This is a genomic window from Arthrobacter sp. MDT2-3 (assembly GCF_059090465.1).
Genome location: NZ_JBNHFS010000003.1, coordinates 321,567 through 337,209, shown reverse-complemented (window position 1 = coordinate 337,209; position 15,643 = coordinate 321,567). Strand labels below are relative to the sequence as shown.

The 15,643-nt window shown below is 64.5% G+C and carries 17 protein-coding genes; 10 read left to right on the top strand and 7 right to left on the bottom strand.

What is annotated here, in order from left to right:
- The first annotated feature begins 114 nt into the window (after positions 1–114).
- Genes AC5RUQ_RS11510 through AC5RUQ_RS11495 form a run of 4 tightly spaced genes read left to right on the top strand, consistent with a single transcriptional unit; the run spans position 115 to position 4,325 of the window.
- Positions 115–1,074 carry an aldose 1-epimerase family protein gene (locus AC5RUQ_RS11510; protein WP_493947453.1) on the top strand — a complete coding sequence of 320 codons (960 nt, stop codon included), beginning with the start codon at positions 115–117 and terminating at the stop codon, positions 1,072–1,074.
- 39 nt (positions 1,075–1,113) lie between these two features.
- A complete protein-coding gene (locus AC5RUQ_RS11505) occupies positions 1,114–2,457 on the top strand; it encodes an AI-2E family transporter (RefSeq protein WP_493947452.1) in 1,344 nt (447 codons plus the stop codon).
- Positions 2,458–2,460: 3 nt separating this feature from the next.
- Positions 2,461–3,699, top strand: coding sequence for a threonine ammonia-lyase (gene ilvA, locus AC5RUQ_RS11500; RefSeq protein ID WP_493947451.1), 1,239 nt, complete (start codon positions 2,461–2,463; stop codon positions 3,697–3,699).
- Positions 3,700–3,707: 8 nt separating this feature from the next.
- Positions 3,708–4,325, top strand: coding sequence for a rhomboid family intramembrane serine protease (locus AC5RUQ_RS11495; RefSeq protein WP_493947450.1), 618 nt, complete (start codon positions 3,708–3,710; stop codon positions 4,323–4,325).
- An 80-nt stretch (positions 4,326–4,405) separates the two neighbouring features.
- Here the strand turns inward: AC5RUQ_RS11495 and greA are convergent, their stop codons facing one another.
- Positions 4,406–4,900: a transcription elongation factor GreA gene (greA, locus tag AC5RUQ_RS11490; RefSeq protein WP_163164261.1), complete on the bottom strand. Its 495-nt coding sequence runs from the start codon at positions 4,898–4,900 to the stop codon at positions 4,406–4,408.
- Between the two features lie 142 nt (positions 4,901–5,042).
- Positions 5,043–5,405, bottom strand: coding sequence for a DUF4307 domain-containing protein (locus AC5RUQ_RS11485; protein ID WP_493947701.1), 363 nt, complete (start codon positions 5,403–5,405; stop codon positions 5,043–5,045).
- A 234-nt stretch (positions 5,406–5,639) separates the two neighbouring features.
- On the opposite strand from AC5RUQ_RS11485, the gene mca reads away from it, so the two are divergent.
- Together mca and AC5RUQ_RS11475 are read left to right on the top strand one after the other, a co-directional pair.
- Positions 5,640–6,545: a mycothiol conjugate amidase Mca gene (mca, locus tag AC5RUQ_RS11480; RefSeq protein WP_163164263.1), complete on the top strand. Its 906-nt coding sequence runs from the start codon at positions 5,640–5,642 to the stop codon at positions 6,543–6,545.
- Between the two features lie 96 nt (positions 6,546–6,641).
- Positions 6,642–7,013 carry a hypothetical protein gene (locus AC5RUQ_RS11475; RefSeq protein ID WP_493947449.1) on the top strand — a complete coding sequence of 124 codons (372 nt, stop codon included), beginning with the start codon at positions 6,642–6,644 and terminating at the stop codon, positions 7,011–7,013.
- 74 nt (positions 7,014–7,087) lie between these two features.
- Here the strand turns inward: AC5RUQ_RS11475 and trhA are convergent, their stop codons facing one another.
- Positions 7,088–7,846 (bottom strand): PAQR family membrane homeostasis protein TrhA, encoded by a 759-nt coding sequence (trhA, locus tag AC5RUQ_RS11470; RefSeq protein WP_493947448.1) that lies wholly within the window; start codon positions 7,844–7,846, stop codon positions 7,088–7,090.
- A gap of 152 nt (positions 7,847–7,998) precedes the next feature.
- Here trhA and AC5RUQ_RS11465 point away from each other — a divergent pair, with 152 nt between their 5' ends.
- Complete coding sequence (locus AC5RUQ_RS11465; RefSeq protein ID WP_493947700.1) at positions 7,999–8,760, top strand: isoprenyl transferase; 762 nt, start codon at positions 7,999–8,001, stop codon at positions 8,758–8,760.
- Between the two features lie 239 nt (positions 8,761–8,999).
- Entirely contained in the window at positions 9,000–10,418 is a 1,419-nt protein-coding gene (gene phoH2, locus AC5RUQ_RS11460; RefSeq protein WP_493947447.1) for an RNA 5'-3' helicase PhoH2, read from the top strand.
- Between the two features lie 209 nt (positions 10,419–10,627).
- Here the strand turns inward: phoH2 and AC5RUQ_RS11455 are convergent, their stop codons facing one another.
- Together AC5RUQ_RS11455 and AC5RUQ_RS11450 are read right to left on the bottom strand one after the other, a co-directional pair.
- Positions 10,628–11,275 carry a GNAT family N-acetyltransferase gene (locus AC5RUQ_RS11455; protein WP_493947446.1) on the bottom strand — a complete coding sequence of 216 codons (648 nt, stop codon included), beginning with the start codon at positions 11,273–11,275 and terminating at the stop codon, positions 10,628–10,630.
- Positions 11,276–11,311: 36 nt separating this feature from the next.
- The gene (locus AC5RUQ_RS11450) at positions 11,312–12,109 is read right to left on the bottom strand and encodes a hypothetical protein (protein WP_493947445.1); all 798 of its coding nucleotides are present in this window, start codon (positions 12,107–12,109) and stop codon (positions 11,312–11,314) included.
- 58 nt (positions 12,110–12,167) lie between these two features.
- On the opposite strand from AC5RUQ_RS11450, the gene AC5RUQ_RS11445 reads away from it, so the two are divergent.
- Both AC5RUQ_RS11445 and AC5RUQ_RS11440 read left to right on the top strand, forming a co-directional pair.
- The gene (locus tag AC5RUQ_RS11445; protein ID WP_493947444.1) at positions 12,168–12,728 is read left to right on the top strand and encodes a prepilin peptidase; all 561 of its coding nucleotides are present in this window, start codon (positions 12,168–12,170) and stop codon (positions 12,726–12,728) included.
- Between the two features lie 75 nt (positions 12,729–12,803).
- Positions 12,804–13,274: an NUDIX hydrolase gene (locus tag AC5RUQ_RS11440; protein WP_493947443.1), complete on the top strand. Its 471-nt coding sequence runs from the start codon at positions 12,804–12,806 to the stop codon at positions 13,272–13,274.
- 37 nt (positions 13,275–13,311) lie between these two features.
- On the opposite strand, the gene AC5RUQ_RS11435 is transcribed toward AC5RUQ_RS11440, so the two are convergent.
- On the bottom strand, positions 13,312–14,955 hold the full coding sequence (locus AC5RUQ_RS11435) for an MDR family MFS transporter (protein ID WP_493947442.1): 1,644 nt from the start codon (positions 14,953–14,955) through the stop codon (positions 13,312–13,314).
- Entirely contained in the window at positions 14,952–15,623 is a 672-nt protein-coding gene (locus tag AC5RUQ_RS11430) for a TetR/AcrR family transcriptional regulator (protein WP_493947441.1), read from the bottom strand. The genes AC5RUQ_RS11435 and AC5RUQ_RS11430 overlap by 4 nt, the downstream gene beginning before the upstream one ends.
- Positions 15,624–15,643 lie beyond the last annotated feature (20 nt).

The following is a 15,643-nucleotide window of genomic DNA, read 5'->3' as shown; positions in this document are numbered from 1 at the left end:
GTCGCTGCGATTTACCACTATTGTTCCATGAATCGCTCAAAAAGGAATAGAAACTAACAAAATACAACAGGTCGTTCAGTGCAGGCAGCCGGGCCGCGCTGTACGGTATTGCTCATGACTTCCGATTCACCCCTCGAAACCAGCGTCGCTTCAGGCTACCGGGCTTACGCGACCGGCAGGCAGTACGAACTCCGCCGGGGAGACGCCTTAGCCGTGGTCACCGAACTGGCCGCCGGACTCCGCTTGTTCAGCAGGTCCGGCGTCCAGCTGACGGAAACGTACGGCGACGACGAGATCCCGCCTGGCGGGTCAGGGATCACGCTTGCGCCGTGGGCCAATCGCGTTGAAGACGGCAGGTGGTTCCTGGACGGCAAGAAGCAGCAGCTGGCCATCACCGAGGTGGCACGCAACAACGCAAGCCACGGACTCCTCCGCAACGCTTCCTACGCGCTGGTTGATGAGTCCGAACATTCAGTTGCGCTCGAGGCGACCATTTTTCCCCAGCACGGGTACCCCTTCCTGGCGCGCCACCGGGTGCAGTACCTCCTCACCGAAGACCTTGGCCTGGAGGTCCACCAGACGCTGGCCAACGATTCCAGGAAGGCCGCGCCGTTTGTCCTTGGGGCCCACCCGTATCTGCGGCTGGGGGACACCGCAGTTGAGGAACTGGTGTTGACCGTGTCCGCTGACACCCAGTTGCTGGCAGACGAGCGCCTCATTCCGCGCGGCAGCGCACCCGTCCACGGTGACACCGACTTCCGGGCGGGTCTGCATGTTGCCCCGCTGAACGTGGACGTCGCCCTGACCGGCCTGCAGTTCGAAGGGGGGAAGGCACGGCACACGCTGGCCGCCCCGGACGGACGGCAGGTGAGCCTCTGGCAGGACGAATCCTGCCAGTATGTCCACGTCTATGTCAGTACCCTGTACCCGGGCCGCAGCCGCGCGGTGGCTGTTGAACCCATGACCGGTCCCGCCAATGCCTTCAACTCCGGCGAGGGCCTCCGCTGGCTGCAGCCGGGGAAGTCCTTCACTATGTCATGGGGGATCGACTACAGTTCCGGTGCCGCCGGCTAGCAGTTTCCCATTAGGCCGTGGCTGGGGAATTATTAGGCTATGACGCCAGCCGAGGATCCCGTTTCGCCCGACCCTCAACTACCCGTACGGCAACCATCCACTGCACCGGCAAATGGAACTCCGCCACTGCGCGTCCTGACGGACCGTGAACTGGACAAGGACATTCCCTACGGAGTGCGCATCGCCGCATCGTGGGCCTGGCGCCTGGGACTCATCCTCCTTGTGGGCGGCGCCCTGGTATGGCTGCTGCGGGGAATCAGTTTCCTCATCATCCCGGTGATGGTCGCCGCCCTCCTGGCCGGCCTCCTGAACCCCGTGGTGGGCTGGCTGAAAAGGCGCCGGGTGCCCGGCGGGGCGGCTGTGGCCATCACTGTGGTGGGCTTCCTGGGCCTGATCGGGGGATCGCTGGCGCTGGTGGGCAGGCAACTCGTGGCCGGCTTCGGGGAACTCTGGTCCGAAGCGCTGACCGGCATCCGCCAGATCCAGAACTGGTTGTCCGAGGGGCCCCTCCACCTGACGGCCGACCAAATCGATCAGTACCTGCAGGAGGCCAGTACCGCGCTGCAGGACAACACCAGCAATATCCTCAGCGGTGCACTGTCCTTTGGCAGCAGCGCAGGGCATTTCGCGGCGGGACTGGTCCTCGCCCTGTTCGTCCTTATCTTTTTCCTGCTCGAAGGCGACCGGATCTGGGCGTTCCTCGTGCGGCTGCTGCCCCGGAAGGCGCGGGCGGCGACATTCGGCGCCGGGCGCAAGGGCTGGGCTTCGATGGTCAGCTATGCCCGCATCCAGATGTTTGTCGCATTTGTGGACGCGGTGGGCATTGGCCTGGGGGCGGCGATTATCGGCGTCCCGCTGGCGCTGCCCCTGAGTGTGCTCGTGTTTATCGGCTCGTTTATCCCGATCGTCGGCGCCCTGGTGACAGGCGCCATCGCTGTTCTGCTCGCGCTGGTAGCCAACGGCCCCATCAACGCCCTTGTCATGCTCGGTATTGTGCTGCTGGTCCAGCAGCTGGAGAGCCATATCCTTCAGCCACTTGTGATGGGCAAGGCGGTAGCCCTGCATCCGGTGGCAGTGATCCTCTCGGTAGCAGCCGGTTCCTACCTGGCCGGAATCCCTGGAGCGCTGTTCTCGGTGCCCATCCTCGCCGTCGCAAATTCGGCCGTTCGCTACATCGCCGCCAGAACGTGGGAACATGAACAGGTGTTGGCATCACCTGCAGGCTCGGTGACTGCCGGCGCCGGCCCGGACAACACCATTACGCGTGTCGACCCGCCGGACGCCCTCAAAGGCGGCAAGGACGCCGCGGCCAGCACCGACGCAGAACAACCTGGCGCCCGTTCCAACGACGCGGCGCCGGGGCCGAAATCCAGAGGAGATTAGTCCGTGAACATCCTTGAAACCCTTCCCGTCACGCTGGACGATGTCCTGGAGGCGCAGAAGCTGCTCGACGGGATTATTGCGCGGACCCCGGTGGAATCATCACGGGCGCTGGGAGCCCTCGTCGGCGGGGACGTCTACTTCAAGTGCGAAAACCTCCAGCGGGCGGGATCGTTCAAGGTCCGCGGCGCCTACGTGCGGATGGCGCGGCTGTCCCCGGAAGAGAAAAAGCGCGGCGTGGTGGCCGCGTCCGCAGGAAACCACGCCCAAGGTGTTGCCGTGGCAGCCAAGAGCCTCGGGATCAAAGCCCGCATCTACATGCCCCTGGGTGTAGCTTTGCCGAAACTGGCTGCCACCCGCAGCCACGGGGCAGAAGTCATCCTGCACGGGCACAATGTCGACGAAGCGCTCGCCGAAGCCCAGCGGTACAGCAACGAAACCGGAACTGTCTTCGTCCACCCGTTCGACAACGTGGACGTCGTCGCAGGCCAAGGCACGCTGGGGCTCGAAATCCTGGAGCAGGTACCCAACGTTGACACGGTGCTGATGGGCGTAGGCGGCGGGGGACTCCTGGCGGGTGTCGCCGTCGCCATCAAAGCCCGGGCCAGGGAACTGGGCCGGGAGATCCGTATCATCGGCGTGCAGGCGGAAAATGCCGCCGCATACCCGCCCTCGCTTGCTGCTGATGCACTCGTTCCGTTGAAAAAGGTGTCCACCATGGCCGACGGCATTGCCGTCGGCCGCCCGGGGCAGCTTCCCTTCAGCATCATCCGTGAACTGGTGGACGACGTCGTAACGGTCAGCGAAGACTCTCTGGCGCGTGCGCTGATTTTCCTCCTGGAGCGCGCGAAGATGGTGGTGGAGCCTGCCGGCGCTGTAGGTGTGGCCGCACTCATGGACGGCAAGATCGAGAACCCGGGCACCACGGCCGTGGTCCTCTCGGGCGGCAACATCGACCCCATGCTGATGCTTAAAGTCATCCAGCGGGGCCTCTCCGCCGCAGGGCGTTACATGACCGTCCGCATGATGCTGGACGACAGGCCAGGTTCGCTTGCCACCATCGCCCGGATCATCGCCGAGAACGACGCCAACGTCACCGGGCTGGACCATACTCGGGTGGGCGGGTCGATCAGCATGGGCGACGTCTCCATCACCGTCAACCTGGAAACAAAGGGCCACGAGCACTGCCAGCAGGTCCTTAGCGCGCTCCGCGCCGAGGGTTTCCAGCCCATCGTGGTGCACTAGGACAGGCCATGGCCGGACTCACGGGAAGCGGAGGCTGGGAGCGGCGGACCATCGCCGCCCGGGCAAAAGGCGGACTGCTGGTGCTGGGCGGCTTTGTGGCTCTCCTGTTCGCCATAGAACTGTTCAACGCACTGATGCTGCGTTCGCTGAACCGCACGTTCGGCCTGCGGCCCAGGAGCGCCGACGGACTGCTGGACATCTTCACCTTCCCGCTCCTGCATGCCAACCTGAACCACTTGCTGTCCAACAGCCTGCCGCTGATAATTTTCGGCTTCCTGGTCTTCCTCTCCGGGCTCCGGGTTTTCCTGACGGCGTTGGCCTTGAGCTGGCTCGGATCCGGGCTGACGGTCTGGCTGATCGGGAACGGTGGCATCACCGTGGGCGCTTCCGGCCTGGTCTTCGGGCTCTTCTCTTTCCTGCTGGTCCGGGGCTTTTTCAACCGCAGCTGGCGGCAGATCCTGCTGGCCGTTGTGCTGTTTATGGGCTACGGCAGCATCCTGCTGGGCGTCCTCCCGCTGGTTTCGGGATTCGTTTCCTGGCAGGCCCATCTCGGCGGCGCAGCCGGGGGAGTGGTGGCCGCGCTGCTCCTGCGGCCCCGCGAAGGTCTAACGGGCATCAAGTCCTGACCTCCGCCGGAACCTTCCCTCGTTAAAGCGAAACGCCGGCAGCCCCTGAGGGACTGCCGGCGCGCTTGGTGCGTCCGGGACTATGCCGCGTACGGCTTGGCGGAAAGGATCTCTACTTTGATGTCCTTGCCGTTGGGCGCCGTGTAGCTCAACGTGTCGCCTTCCTTGTGTCCAAGGATGGCGGCACCCAGCGGAGACTTCTCGCTGAAGACGTCAAGATCGGAATCGCCTGCGATCTCGCGGGAACCGAGCAGGAAGGTTTCTTCGTCACCGGCAATCCTGGCAACGACGATCATGCCGGGCTCCACGATTCCGTCATCTGCCGGAGACTCGCCAACGTGGGCGTCCCGAAGCAGGGCCGTCAGCTGGCGGATGCGGGCCTCGATCTTGCCCTGCTCCTCCTTGGCCGCGTGGTAGCCGCCGTTTTCCTTGAGGTCACCCTCTTGCCGGGCTGATTCAATTTTCTGGACGATCTCCGCCCGGCCAGCGCCGGAAAGGTGGTCCAGCTCTGCCTTCAGGCGGTCAAAAGCTTCCTGGGTAAGCCAGGCTGCAGCTGCGCTGTTGGTGGTAGACACGGACTTCTCCTCTAATGGTCCTACATGCAAAAGACCCCGCCACGGTGGCCACTTGTGGAACAGTAACCAGCTCAGCGGGGTAAAGGTATTGCTCCATTGTAGTCAATCCTGTGGATTTAACCCAACAAGCAAGCGGCGCGCATCACATCTTCTGCCCTGAGTCGCCGGGAATCCAGCAGCTGTCCACCACGCCGGATACGGACTGTGACTCTGTCCTGACCGGGACCCGCTGCGAGACTGTTCGCCCGCCGTCGGCTGTTCCATCTGCCTCCGAAGGAGGAATGTCCACAACTTTCCACCCCACTACGGCGTATTTGGAATCCAGCGCCTTGATGGCGCACTGCACGGAGGTTCCAGGTTCCCGGGTGACCTGGAAGTCCACCTCGGCCAGCGTGGCGTCCGTGGTGACATAGCCGATGTCCTTGAAGCTCACCTCGGTGAGGGAATTCGACGTGGAAACCCAGGCCATGAAACCGATCCCTGCGGCCAGTGCGGCGCCTCCGATAGTGCGCGTGGCGGCTGGGGAGAGCCGGCGCTTTTTAGCACCATAACGATTGGCTAGGCTAGTGTTTGCGGGCTCGGAATGGGCCGGCTGGTCCGGGGAAGTCACCAGACCAGTTTAGTGCCCCTTCCGGCGGAGCTTTCCCGGTCGGCGGCACAGCAGGCCCTGCAGTCCCCGCGCGTTCAGCAACCGCTCAGCAGCCGCAAGCCGCAATGAAGAATAAGGAGCCGTCCTTCAATGACAGCGTCCAGTAACTCCCACGCACCGCTCCGGCTGCTCGCCGTCCATGCCCACCCCGACGACGAGTCCAGCAAGGGTGCGGCGACGATGGCCATGTACGCAGCGTCGGGGGTGGAGGTGATGGTGGCCACCTGCACGGACGGCTCACGCGGGGACATCCAGAACCCCGCGGTGGAAGGCGAGCCGCATCCCAAACGGGACATGGCCGGTGCCCGGCGCCTGGAGATGGAACGGGCAGCCCGGATCCTGGGAATCAAGCAGCGGTGGCTGGGCTTTGTGGATTCGGGCCTGCCCGAAGGTGATCCGCTTCCGCCCCTGCCGGCCGGGTCCTTCGCAACCCTGCCGCTGCACCATGCGGCCGCCCCGCTGGTGCGGCTGGTCCGTTCCTTCAAGCCCCACGTCATCCTCAGCTATGACGAGAACGGCGGCTATCCGCACCCGGACCACATCATGGCGCACCGGGTTGCCGTTGAGGCTTTTGACGCGGCCGGTGACCCTGCCCGTTATCCGGACGCCGGCGAACCATGGGAACCGGGCAAACTGTACTACGACCGCGCCTTCAGTCCGGAACGATTCCGTGCGCTGCATTTCGCCCTTGAGGAAGCGGGCCTCCAGTCCCCTTACGCCGAGCGGCTCGCGGCATGGCTGGAGTCCGACGCCGAAGGCCACACTCCGCCGCCGGCCCCCCATCCCACCACCACGCAGGTGGACTGCGGAGACTTTTTCGAAGTGCGCGACGACGCCCTGCGGGCGCACCGTACGCAGGTGGATCCGCTGGGGTTCTTCTTTGCCGTATCCCCGGAAATGCAGCGCCGGGCGTGGCCTTGGGAAGATTACTCACTCATCCGGTCCCGGGTGCCGTCCGAGCTCCCGGAGAAGGACCTGTTCGCGGGGCTAAGATAGAAGCGCAGGCATTTCTATGCCGTGTAGAAGATGTGCCCGGATCCGGGCCGCCGAATGTGCTGCCTGCTGACACCCGTTCCATAGAAGGTATTCAACGTGCAACGTCTGCTCCTCAGCCTGGCTACCACCCCCTCGCCCCTGCCCACGCCCTCCTTGCGTGAGGGCATCTCCGAGGACCAGGTGACGCCGGGCCTCCTGGGCTTCATCATGACGGCTTTCTTTGTGGTAGCCACTGCCCTGCTGATCGTTGACATGGTGCGCCGCATCCGCCGGGTCCGTTACCGGGCCCAGGTGGAGGAGGAGCGCATCGCCGCGGCCGCTGCCGCCGACATTGAAGCGGCGGAGGCTGCAGAGGCGGATTCCGGAGCGGCGGGCCCTGCTGCCGGTGCCGGTTCAGCTGCCGACGACTCCTACCAGGGCCCGGCCGACGGCGGCGCGGACGCTGATCCGGGAAACCGCCGGCACTAGGTCTTCCGGGCTCCTCCAGGGCCTTATCCGGCCCTTGATACCGCATGGCAGATAGCGGACAGCCCCTGGCAGCGCTAGCTGAGCACTGCCAGGGCTATGGCTGTGAAATGCGCAGCGAAGGCCACCACGGTCAAGGCATGGAAGAGTTCGTGGAAGCCAAAATGGTGGTAGCTGATGTTGGGCTTTTTGAGGGCGTAGAAAACCGCGCCGGTGATGTACAGCACTCCGCCCACGCAGATGAGGACGGCGGCGGGCGCGCTGGCCTGGAAAAACTGCGGAAGGTAGAACAGTGCGCCGCAGCCGAGGGCGATGTAGATCGGAACGTACAGCCAGCGGGGTGCCTGGGTCCAGAGCAGCCGGAACAACACGCCGAGAATTGCACCTGACCAGATGACCCATAGCAGCAGGATGGCCTGGGGCCGTTCCAGCAGGGTCCAGGCGAGCGGCGTGTAGCTGCCTGCGATCACCAGCATGATGTTGGTATGGTCCAGCCGCTTGAGCGTCATCTTTACCCGCGGGGACCAGTTGCCCCGGTGGTACACGGCGCTGACCCCGAACAGCAGCACGCCAGTGGCCGCGTAGATGGCCGACGTGACCTTGCGGTCAAGGGTCGGGGCCAGGAGGACAAGGACAATCCCCGCCGCGAGTGCCAGCGGAGCCGTCACGGTGTGAATCCAGCCGCGCCACTTCGGCTTGATCATCAGGAGCTCTGCCAGCCGCACGGCTGCGTCGTCCATGGGGGAGGTGCCAGAGTTCGTTTCCGCGCTGGCTCCCGCGCCTGAAATGTCCTTGGGCTGCGGCCTCCGCGGACCGTCCGGGGTGTCGCTGTTCATGGCTCCAGAATAACTTACGGGCCAGTAAGTTACCCACGAGTAACAATGGCCCTGTTTAGGGTGGCGCGCAGAAGACCGTCCCCGCCCGCGGCGGACGGTAGCCTAGGATGTGCAAGCCGAACGTACATCAAGGAAGTCAGGTGAGTGGCCGCGTGGAGTTGCCCGGGTTCCTCTATGGCTTTTACGAGCGCCGGCTGCTCAAGGACCTCGCGCGCGACCGCATCCCCCGGCACATTGGAGTGATGGTTGACGGCAACCGGCGCTGGGCCAAGCAGTTCAACGCGCCCACCAGCCAAGGCCATCAGGCAGGCGCAGACAAGATCCATGAATTCCTTGGCTGGTGCCAGGAACTTGGGGTCAAGGTGGTCACGCTGTACATGCTGTCCACCGACAACATGAACAGGTCCAGCGAAGAACTGGACCTCCTCATGGGCATCATCGCCAACACCCTGGACCGGCTTGACGGCGACGCGAACATATCAGTGCACGCCATGGGTGCACCTGAACTGCTGCCGGACTATCTTGCGGAGCGGCTGAACAAGCTCACGGCACGCACTCCGGTCCGGGAAAAAATCCATGTCAACGTGGCGGTGGGGTACGGCGGACGCCGGGAAATCGTTGACGCCGTGCGGGAACTGCTGCACGACGCCGTCGCCAAGGGCGCCGATATTGGCAAGCTCGCCGACGACCTGTGCGTGGACGATATCTCCCGGTTCCTCTACACCCGGGGCCAGCCGGATCCGGACCTGGTGATCCGCACGTCCGGCGAACAACGGCTCTCCGGGTTCCTGATGTGGCAGAGCGCCTACAGCGAGTTCTACTTCTGCGAGGCGCTGTGGCCGGCATTCCGCAAAGTGGACTTCCTGCGCGCCCTCCGGGACTATGCCGGCCGGCAGCGCCGCTTCGGCACCTGACATTCAGGGTTCACCGACAGTTCACACGGCTGCAACAGGAATCGCCGCGTAATGGTTGCGGAAATTACTTCCGATGGATTTACGTTATATCCATCAGCAGGCAAAACCGCCGGCTGATCGGGGAGGCCAGTACATGGAGCGAGACATCGCACCGGTTGTATGGGAGGCCGGACCCGGCCTCTTGGCCGAGCCGCCTCACCACTAACAAATCCGGGCATGCGCCCGGGGCTGGAGTCGATGTGGCTACTTCTGAACAACTGCCCGAGGTCCTTTTCGGCCAGGGCGGGAAAGCTACCTCTCGCGCCATGCGAGCCACGTCAGAAACCGGCGCAGCGAAAGATGCTGCAGCCGGTTTTGCTGTTTCCGGAAGGGAAGCCAACATCCACACCTTCGTGATCGACACCTCCGTCCTGCTGTCCGACCCGCGCGCGCTGCTGCGCTTTGCTGAGCATGAGGTGATCGTGCCGGTGGTGGTGATCACCGAGCTTGAGGCCAAGCGGCACGACCCTGAACTTGGCTACTTTGCGCGGAAGGCGCTCCGGCTCCTCGATGATCTTCGGGTCAAGCACGGCGGCCTGAGCCAGCCGATCCCCATCGGTGACGACGGCGGCACCCTCATGGTGGAACTGAACCACATCTCCGCCGAGGTGCTGCCGCTGGGGTTCCGCAGCGGCGACAACGACAGCCGTATCCTCGCGGTGGCAAAGAACCTCGCGAACGAAGGCCGGGACGTCACCGTGGTGTCCAAGGACCTGCCCATGCGGGTCAAGGCTTCAGCCATGGGGCTCACCGCCGACGAATACCGCAACGAGTTGGTGAAGGACTCCGGCTGGACCGGCGTGGCCGAGGTGGAGGCCAGCGAGCAGGAGATTTCCACGCTCTACGGCCACGAACCCGTGTTTATACCTGCTGCAGCGGAACTGCCCGTGAACACCGGCCTGGTCCTGCTGTCCAACCGCGGCTCCGCGCTCGGCCGGGTGGGCCCGGACAAGCAGGTCCGCCTGGTGAAGGGCGACCGCGACGTATTCGGACTGCACGGACGGTCCGCGGAGCAGCGGCTGGCCATCGACATGCTGATGGATCCCGCCGTCGGCATCGTCTCCATAGGCGGCCGGGCAGGCACCGGCAAGTCAGCCCTGGCTTTGTGTGCGGGCCTGGAAGCGGTCCTCGAGCGCCGGGAGCACCGCAAGGTGATCGTTTTCCGGCCCCTGTACGCCGTGGGCGGCCAGGAACTGGGCTACCTGCCCGGCTCCGAGTCCGAGAAGATGAACCCCTGGGCGCAGGCGGTCTTCGACACCCTTGGGGCACTGGTCAGCCAGGAAGTCGTGGAGGAGGTCATGGACCGCGGCATGCTCGAGGTCATGCCCCTCACCCACATCCGCGGACGCTCCCTTCACGACGCCTTTGTGATCGTTGACGAGGCCCAGTCACTCGAAAAGAACGTCCTGCTGACCGTCATGAGCCGCATCGGCCAGAACTCGAAGATCGTCCTGACCCACGACGTCGCCCAGCGCGACAACCTCCGCGTCGGACGCCACGACGGAATCGCCGCCGTCGTCGAAACCCTGAAAGGACACCCCCTCTTCGGCCACATCACCCTGACCCGCTCCGAACGCTCGCCAATCGCAGCCCTGGTCACGGAACTGCTCGAAGGCTAGTTTCGGTTCGATAGCAAGGGCCGTGGTTCCGTTTGCGGGCCACGGCCCTTCGCCGTCCTTTAGACACGTCGCATAGGGCCCCTCCGGTCGCTGGGCGACCTCAGGAGCCCGATGCGCCGCGATGCGCTGAGGGCGGACGAACCCGGCCGCGGCGAACCTAAGGAACGGCGAAGCGCTGGGGGGACGGACGAACCAGCCACGGTGGGGCACTAACTGACCTTCAGGAACTTCGCTGCAGGTTCGTGGCCCTCGACCCGCAGGGTCCAGTCGGGGCGTTTGAATGTCTCCGGGGTGAGCCGGACGTGCTCGACTGTTTCGACCTTGGTGCCCCAGGCTTGCCTTGTGGTGCCGTTCAGTTCGTAGCCGAGGGAGCGGGAGACGCCGAGGGAGGCTTCGTTCCACGTGGCTGCTTCGGACTCTGCTGCTTCGGCGCCCAACCAGTCGAAGGAATAGAGGGCGATGGCGGCGCGCATCTCCTTGCCGAACCCGCGGCCCTGCATTGACTGCTTCAGCCAGGAGCCTGTGGTGACGGTCTTGAGCGCGGCGAAATCCTTGGCGCCGACGTCCTGGCAGCCGATGAAGGCGCCCTCATGCCAGATGCCCAGGAGCAGGGTCCAGGATTCGGGGGAGCATTCGGCCCGGCAGCGCCAGTACCAGCGGGCCATATTCGGCCCCAGTTCATCTGCCGGAAGCTCAGTCCACGGAGTGCTGAACGGGCTCCTGCCCGCCTCGTGGATGCCGCTCCTTGCTGCTGCAACGGCCGCAGGAATTTCATGGTCCTGGATGGGGCGGAGTTCCAGCCGCGGTGTGGCCATCCTCAGGCCGAAAAGTGGCCAAACGTCGCTCAGAGATGTCATCAGCGAAGCCTAGCGGATGCGCCCTGCTGCGGCCTGTCACAGTGAGGCAGGGACCTCCCAGGGGATGTGCTGCCGGACGTCTGTGAGATTCATTGACTGGGCCAGGAAGAGGTCGTCCAGCATGTACTCGTCCACCGCGAGGATGCGCAGCCAGTGACCGTAGTCCTCCGACCCCGGTTCCAGCGACTGGCTTGCCACACATACGCCGGTGCCCAGGTCCACCCGTATCCGGGATCTGCCGGGAAGGCACAGCGGCGCTGCCGGATGGGCCGGATGGTACGCGGCTGTGGGGATTACAACTGCTTCAAGGACAGGGCGTCCTTCGTGCTCCTGCTGCCGGACTTCCTGTATCTCCACCGCATTGCTGCCGGGAAACTCCAGAGGCACTGGGGCGTTCCCGGCCAGTTCCACAGGATCCAAGGCCGCGGCGAACCGCCCGTTGCCGAACCCTGGCTCGCCATAGGCTGCTTCCGGCCGCCTGCGCACCAGGCCATGCTCGTCGTAAACGGGCGTCACCAGGTGCGGTGGCAGAAGCCAGGACTTCCGGGTGGCACTGACATAGAGTCCGTCCCGGGAATCGTTGATTCCCGTGGTGCTGTGCAGGACAAGTCCGTCCGCGGTTTCAAGACGAAGTGCGCCCGGCCGCCGAAGCCACGCCCGCACCAGGGACGCCGTAGGGCTAGGCGCATCCGCGAAGGGCTCATCCCAATACTCAAAGCGCAGGGACTGCCATTTCCAGGGCGAGGACCTGCAAAGGTTCCGGAAAAGGGCAGGGTGCGCGGCGGCTGAAGTGGTGTCCGGATCCATCCGGTGCCGGGAGTCCCACGTCGCCATATCCACAGTTTACGCGCGGGCGGTGCGGCGGCGGGCGGAAATCCAGTAGCATCCGAGGGTGATCCAACGATTGGGCGAATTATGGCAGCACACCCCGCTGGCCTTCTGGCTGGTGCTTGCTGCCTGCGCCTACTTCGCGGTGATGGCCGTCCGGCTCACGGTGATTGACGTCCGGCATCACCTCCTGCCCAACCGGATCGTCTTCCCTTCCTACGCCGTGGCCGGTGTCCTGCTCCTTGCGGCAACTGCCTTAGCCGGAGCCGGGGCCAGCGCCGCCACAGGCCAGGGCACTGCCGGTCCCGTCGCGGAACTCATGGCTGTACCGGCGCTCCGGGTTGTGGCCGGTGCCGCCATCCTGTGGCTTTTCTACTTCATCCTGCGGTTCGCGTATCCGCCCGGCATGGGTTTCGGGGATGTGAAACTCGCTGGCGTCCTGGGGATGTACCTCGGTTATCTCGGCTGGGGACACCTGTTTGCAGGTACCTTCCTGGCTTTCCTCCTCGGCGGGCTCTGGTCAATCGCACTTCTGGCTGCACGCAGGGGGACGCTGAAATCGTCCATCCCCTTCGGACCGTTTATGCTCGCCGGTGCAGCCGCGGCCATGCTGCTGCCGGCGTGACCCAACATGCGGCGTGAGCCTGGACCTGCCTGGCTTATGGGTAGAGCTGGCTGGCTGTTTCGGTAGGCTGGCGGGATGCCTGCGCCTGACTACATCCTGAAACTCCGCAAGAAAATCGGCAACGATCCGCTCTGGGTCCCCGGGGTCCGGGGCGTAGTGATTGATGATGCGGGGCGCGTCCTGCTCGCCCAGCGGGCCGACAACAAACAGTGGGCGCTGGTCAGCGGAATGCTGGAGCCGGGCGAGGAGCCAGCCCGAGGCCTGGTGCGGGAGATCTTTGAGGAAACGGCGGTAGTGGCGGAACCGGAGCGGCTTGTGTCTGTAGGGGCTGTAGGTCCGTTCACCTACCCCAACGGCGATGTGTGCGAATTCCTGGACGTGGTGTTCCGCTGCCGCTACGTCTCCGGGACTGCCCGCGTGAATGACGACGAGTCGCTGGCGGTGGGCTGGTTCGGCGTCGATGAGCTCCCTGAGCTGATGCCCGGTCACCTCACCAGCATCCACCGAGCCCTCGCTCCGGCCGAAGCCGCCCACTTCGAACCCTGACCGTCCGCACTAGGCAATCCTTTTAGTACGACGGCGGTCAGTTGCGCTGGGAGACCAGCTCGCCGTCGTCGTCCTTGGCATTGTCCGGCAGGCCGGCGGCAAGGCGCTCGGCCTCCTCACCGCCCACGGCTTCGCCCCGGGCCACCATTCCGGCAGTGTCCGACAAGGGGATCTGCTTCAGCGTGACGGCCAGGATCAAGGCAACCGCGATGAACGGGATCAGGTACCAGAAGACCGGGGCGAGCGACTCGGCGTAGGCGTTGACGATCGAATCGCGCAGCTGCTCCGGAAGCTGGCTCAGCGCTCGTGGGTCCAGGGTGCTGGTGGACTGGGCCGCCTGGTCCGCGGACGCTCCTGCACCGGTGAATGCGCTGGTGAGGGACTCGGAGAGGCGGTTGGTAAAAATGGCACCGAAGACTGCAACGCCCATTGCGGCGCCCACCTCGCGGAAGTAGTTGTTGGTGCTGGTGGCGGTGCCGATCTGGTCCGCGGGGACGGAGTTCTGCACCACAAGGACCACTACCTGCATGATGAGGCCCAGGCCGGCTCCGAAGATGAACAGCTGGACGCAGATCACCCAGATGGGTGTACTGGCAGCGAGGGTGGTCATCCAAAGCATCGCAGCCATGGTGAAGGCCGCCCCCAGGATGGGATACAGCTTGTACTTTCCGGTCTTGGAGATCCGGATGCCCGAGTAGATGGAGGTGCCCATCAGGCCCGCCATCATCGGCAGCATCAGCAGGCCGGACTCGGCCGCAGAGGTGCCGGAGGACATCTGCAGGAACGTGGGGACGAAAGCAATTGCGGAGAACATGCCCAGGCCAAGGGTGAAACCGATGGCCGTGGCGTTGACAAAGATCCGGTTGCGGAACAGGCTCAGGGGAATGATTGGATCCTCGGCCCGGCGCTCCACCATTACGAAGGCTGCGGCGGACAGGACCATGCCGGCGCCAAAGGCCCAGGTAAGGGGGGAGTCCCAGCCCTCGTCCTTCTTTCCGCCAAAGTCGGTGAAGAAGATGAGGCAGGTGGTGGCTGCGGACAGCAGCACAACACCCAGGATGTCGATCCGCTTTTCAGCCTTCTTGTTCGGCAGTGTCAGTGTGAACCAGGCAATGGCGAAGGCTGCGATGCCGATGGGGATGTTGATGTAAAAAGCCCATTCCCAGGTCAGGTGGTCCACGAAGAATCCACCCAGCAGGGGGCCGGCCACGGCAGAAAGGCCGAAGATGGCGCCCAGCGGCCCCATGTACTTGCCGCGGTCCTTGGCCGGCACTATGTCCGCAATGATCGCCTGCGAGAGGATCATCAGGCCGCCGCCGCCAAGGCCCTGGATGGCCCGGAAGACCACGAAGCCCCAGAAATCCGTGGCAAGGGCACAGCCCACCGAGGCGAGCGTAAACAACGCGATGGCTATAAGAAACAGATTTCGCCGGCCCAGGACGTCACCGAACTTGCCGTAGATGGGCATCACGATGGTGGTGGCCAGCAGGTAGGCGGTAGTAATCCAGGCCTGGTGTTCCACCCCGCCGAGCTTGCCCACGATGGTGGGCATGGCGGTGGAGACAATTGTTTGGTCGAGGCTGGACAGCAGCATCCCGGCGATCAGCGCCGAGAAGATGATCCAGATGCGTTTCTGCGTCAGCAGCAGGGGCCCCGCTGCGGGCTTGGTGGCGATACTCATGGTTGTCCTTCTGCGGCGGGGGTGTCAGGGTGTGCGAGAGGCTGGGAGAAGAGCGTGCTGGCGGCCGTGATGTTTTCCATCAGCAGGTCGGGGTAGGGGCGTGTGTTGCCGTCGGAGAAGTAGGCCATGCTGCTCTTGCGGGCGATAGTGCCAAGCAGCACCACGGCCATCTGCACCACGGGATGGTCCGCGGCTACGCCTTCCCGGCGGGCGACGTCGCGGGCGAACTGCGCTTCGCGCTGTTCCGTGACGCCGATAATCCTCAGGATCAGCTGCGGCTCTTTTTTGATCACGCCGATGAGCTGCCGGGTGTCCTCCTCGGAGCCGGCCATGCCCTCGGAAAGCCGCAGGGAGAGCCGCACCAGGTCCTGGAACAGGGTTGGGGAGATTTCACCGGGCGGCGACGAGGCGCCGCCCTCAATGAATTCCTCGATGACGTCCACGGGGATGTCATCGTCCGCGTGGCCGATAATCGCGTCTTCCTTGGTGGGGAAGTAATTGAAGAAGGTGCGGCGGGAAATGTCGGCGCGCTCGCATACTTCCTCCACCGTGTAGCCGTTGAGGCCATGTTCGGCTGTCAGTGCCCGTGCGGCGGCAGTGATGGCTGCACGGGTGGCGGCGCGCTTCCGTTCGCGGAGGCCACCCTCAATAACTGCACTTTCATTCACAAAGTAAAGTTTTGCACTCT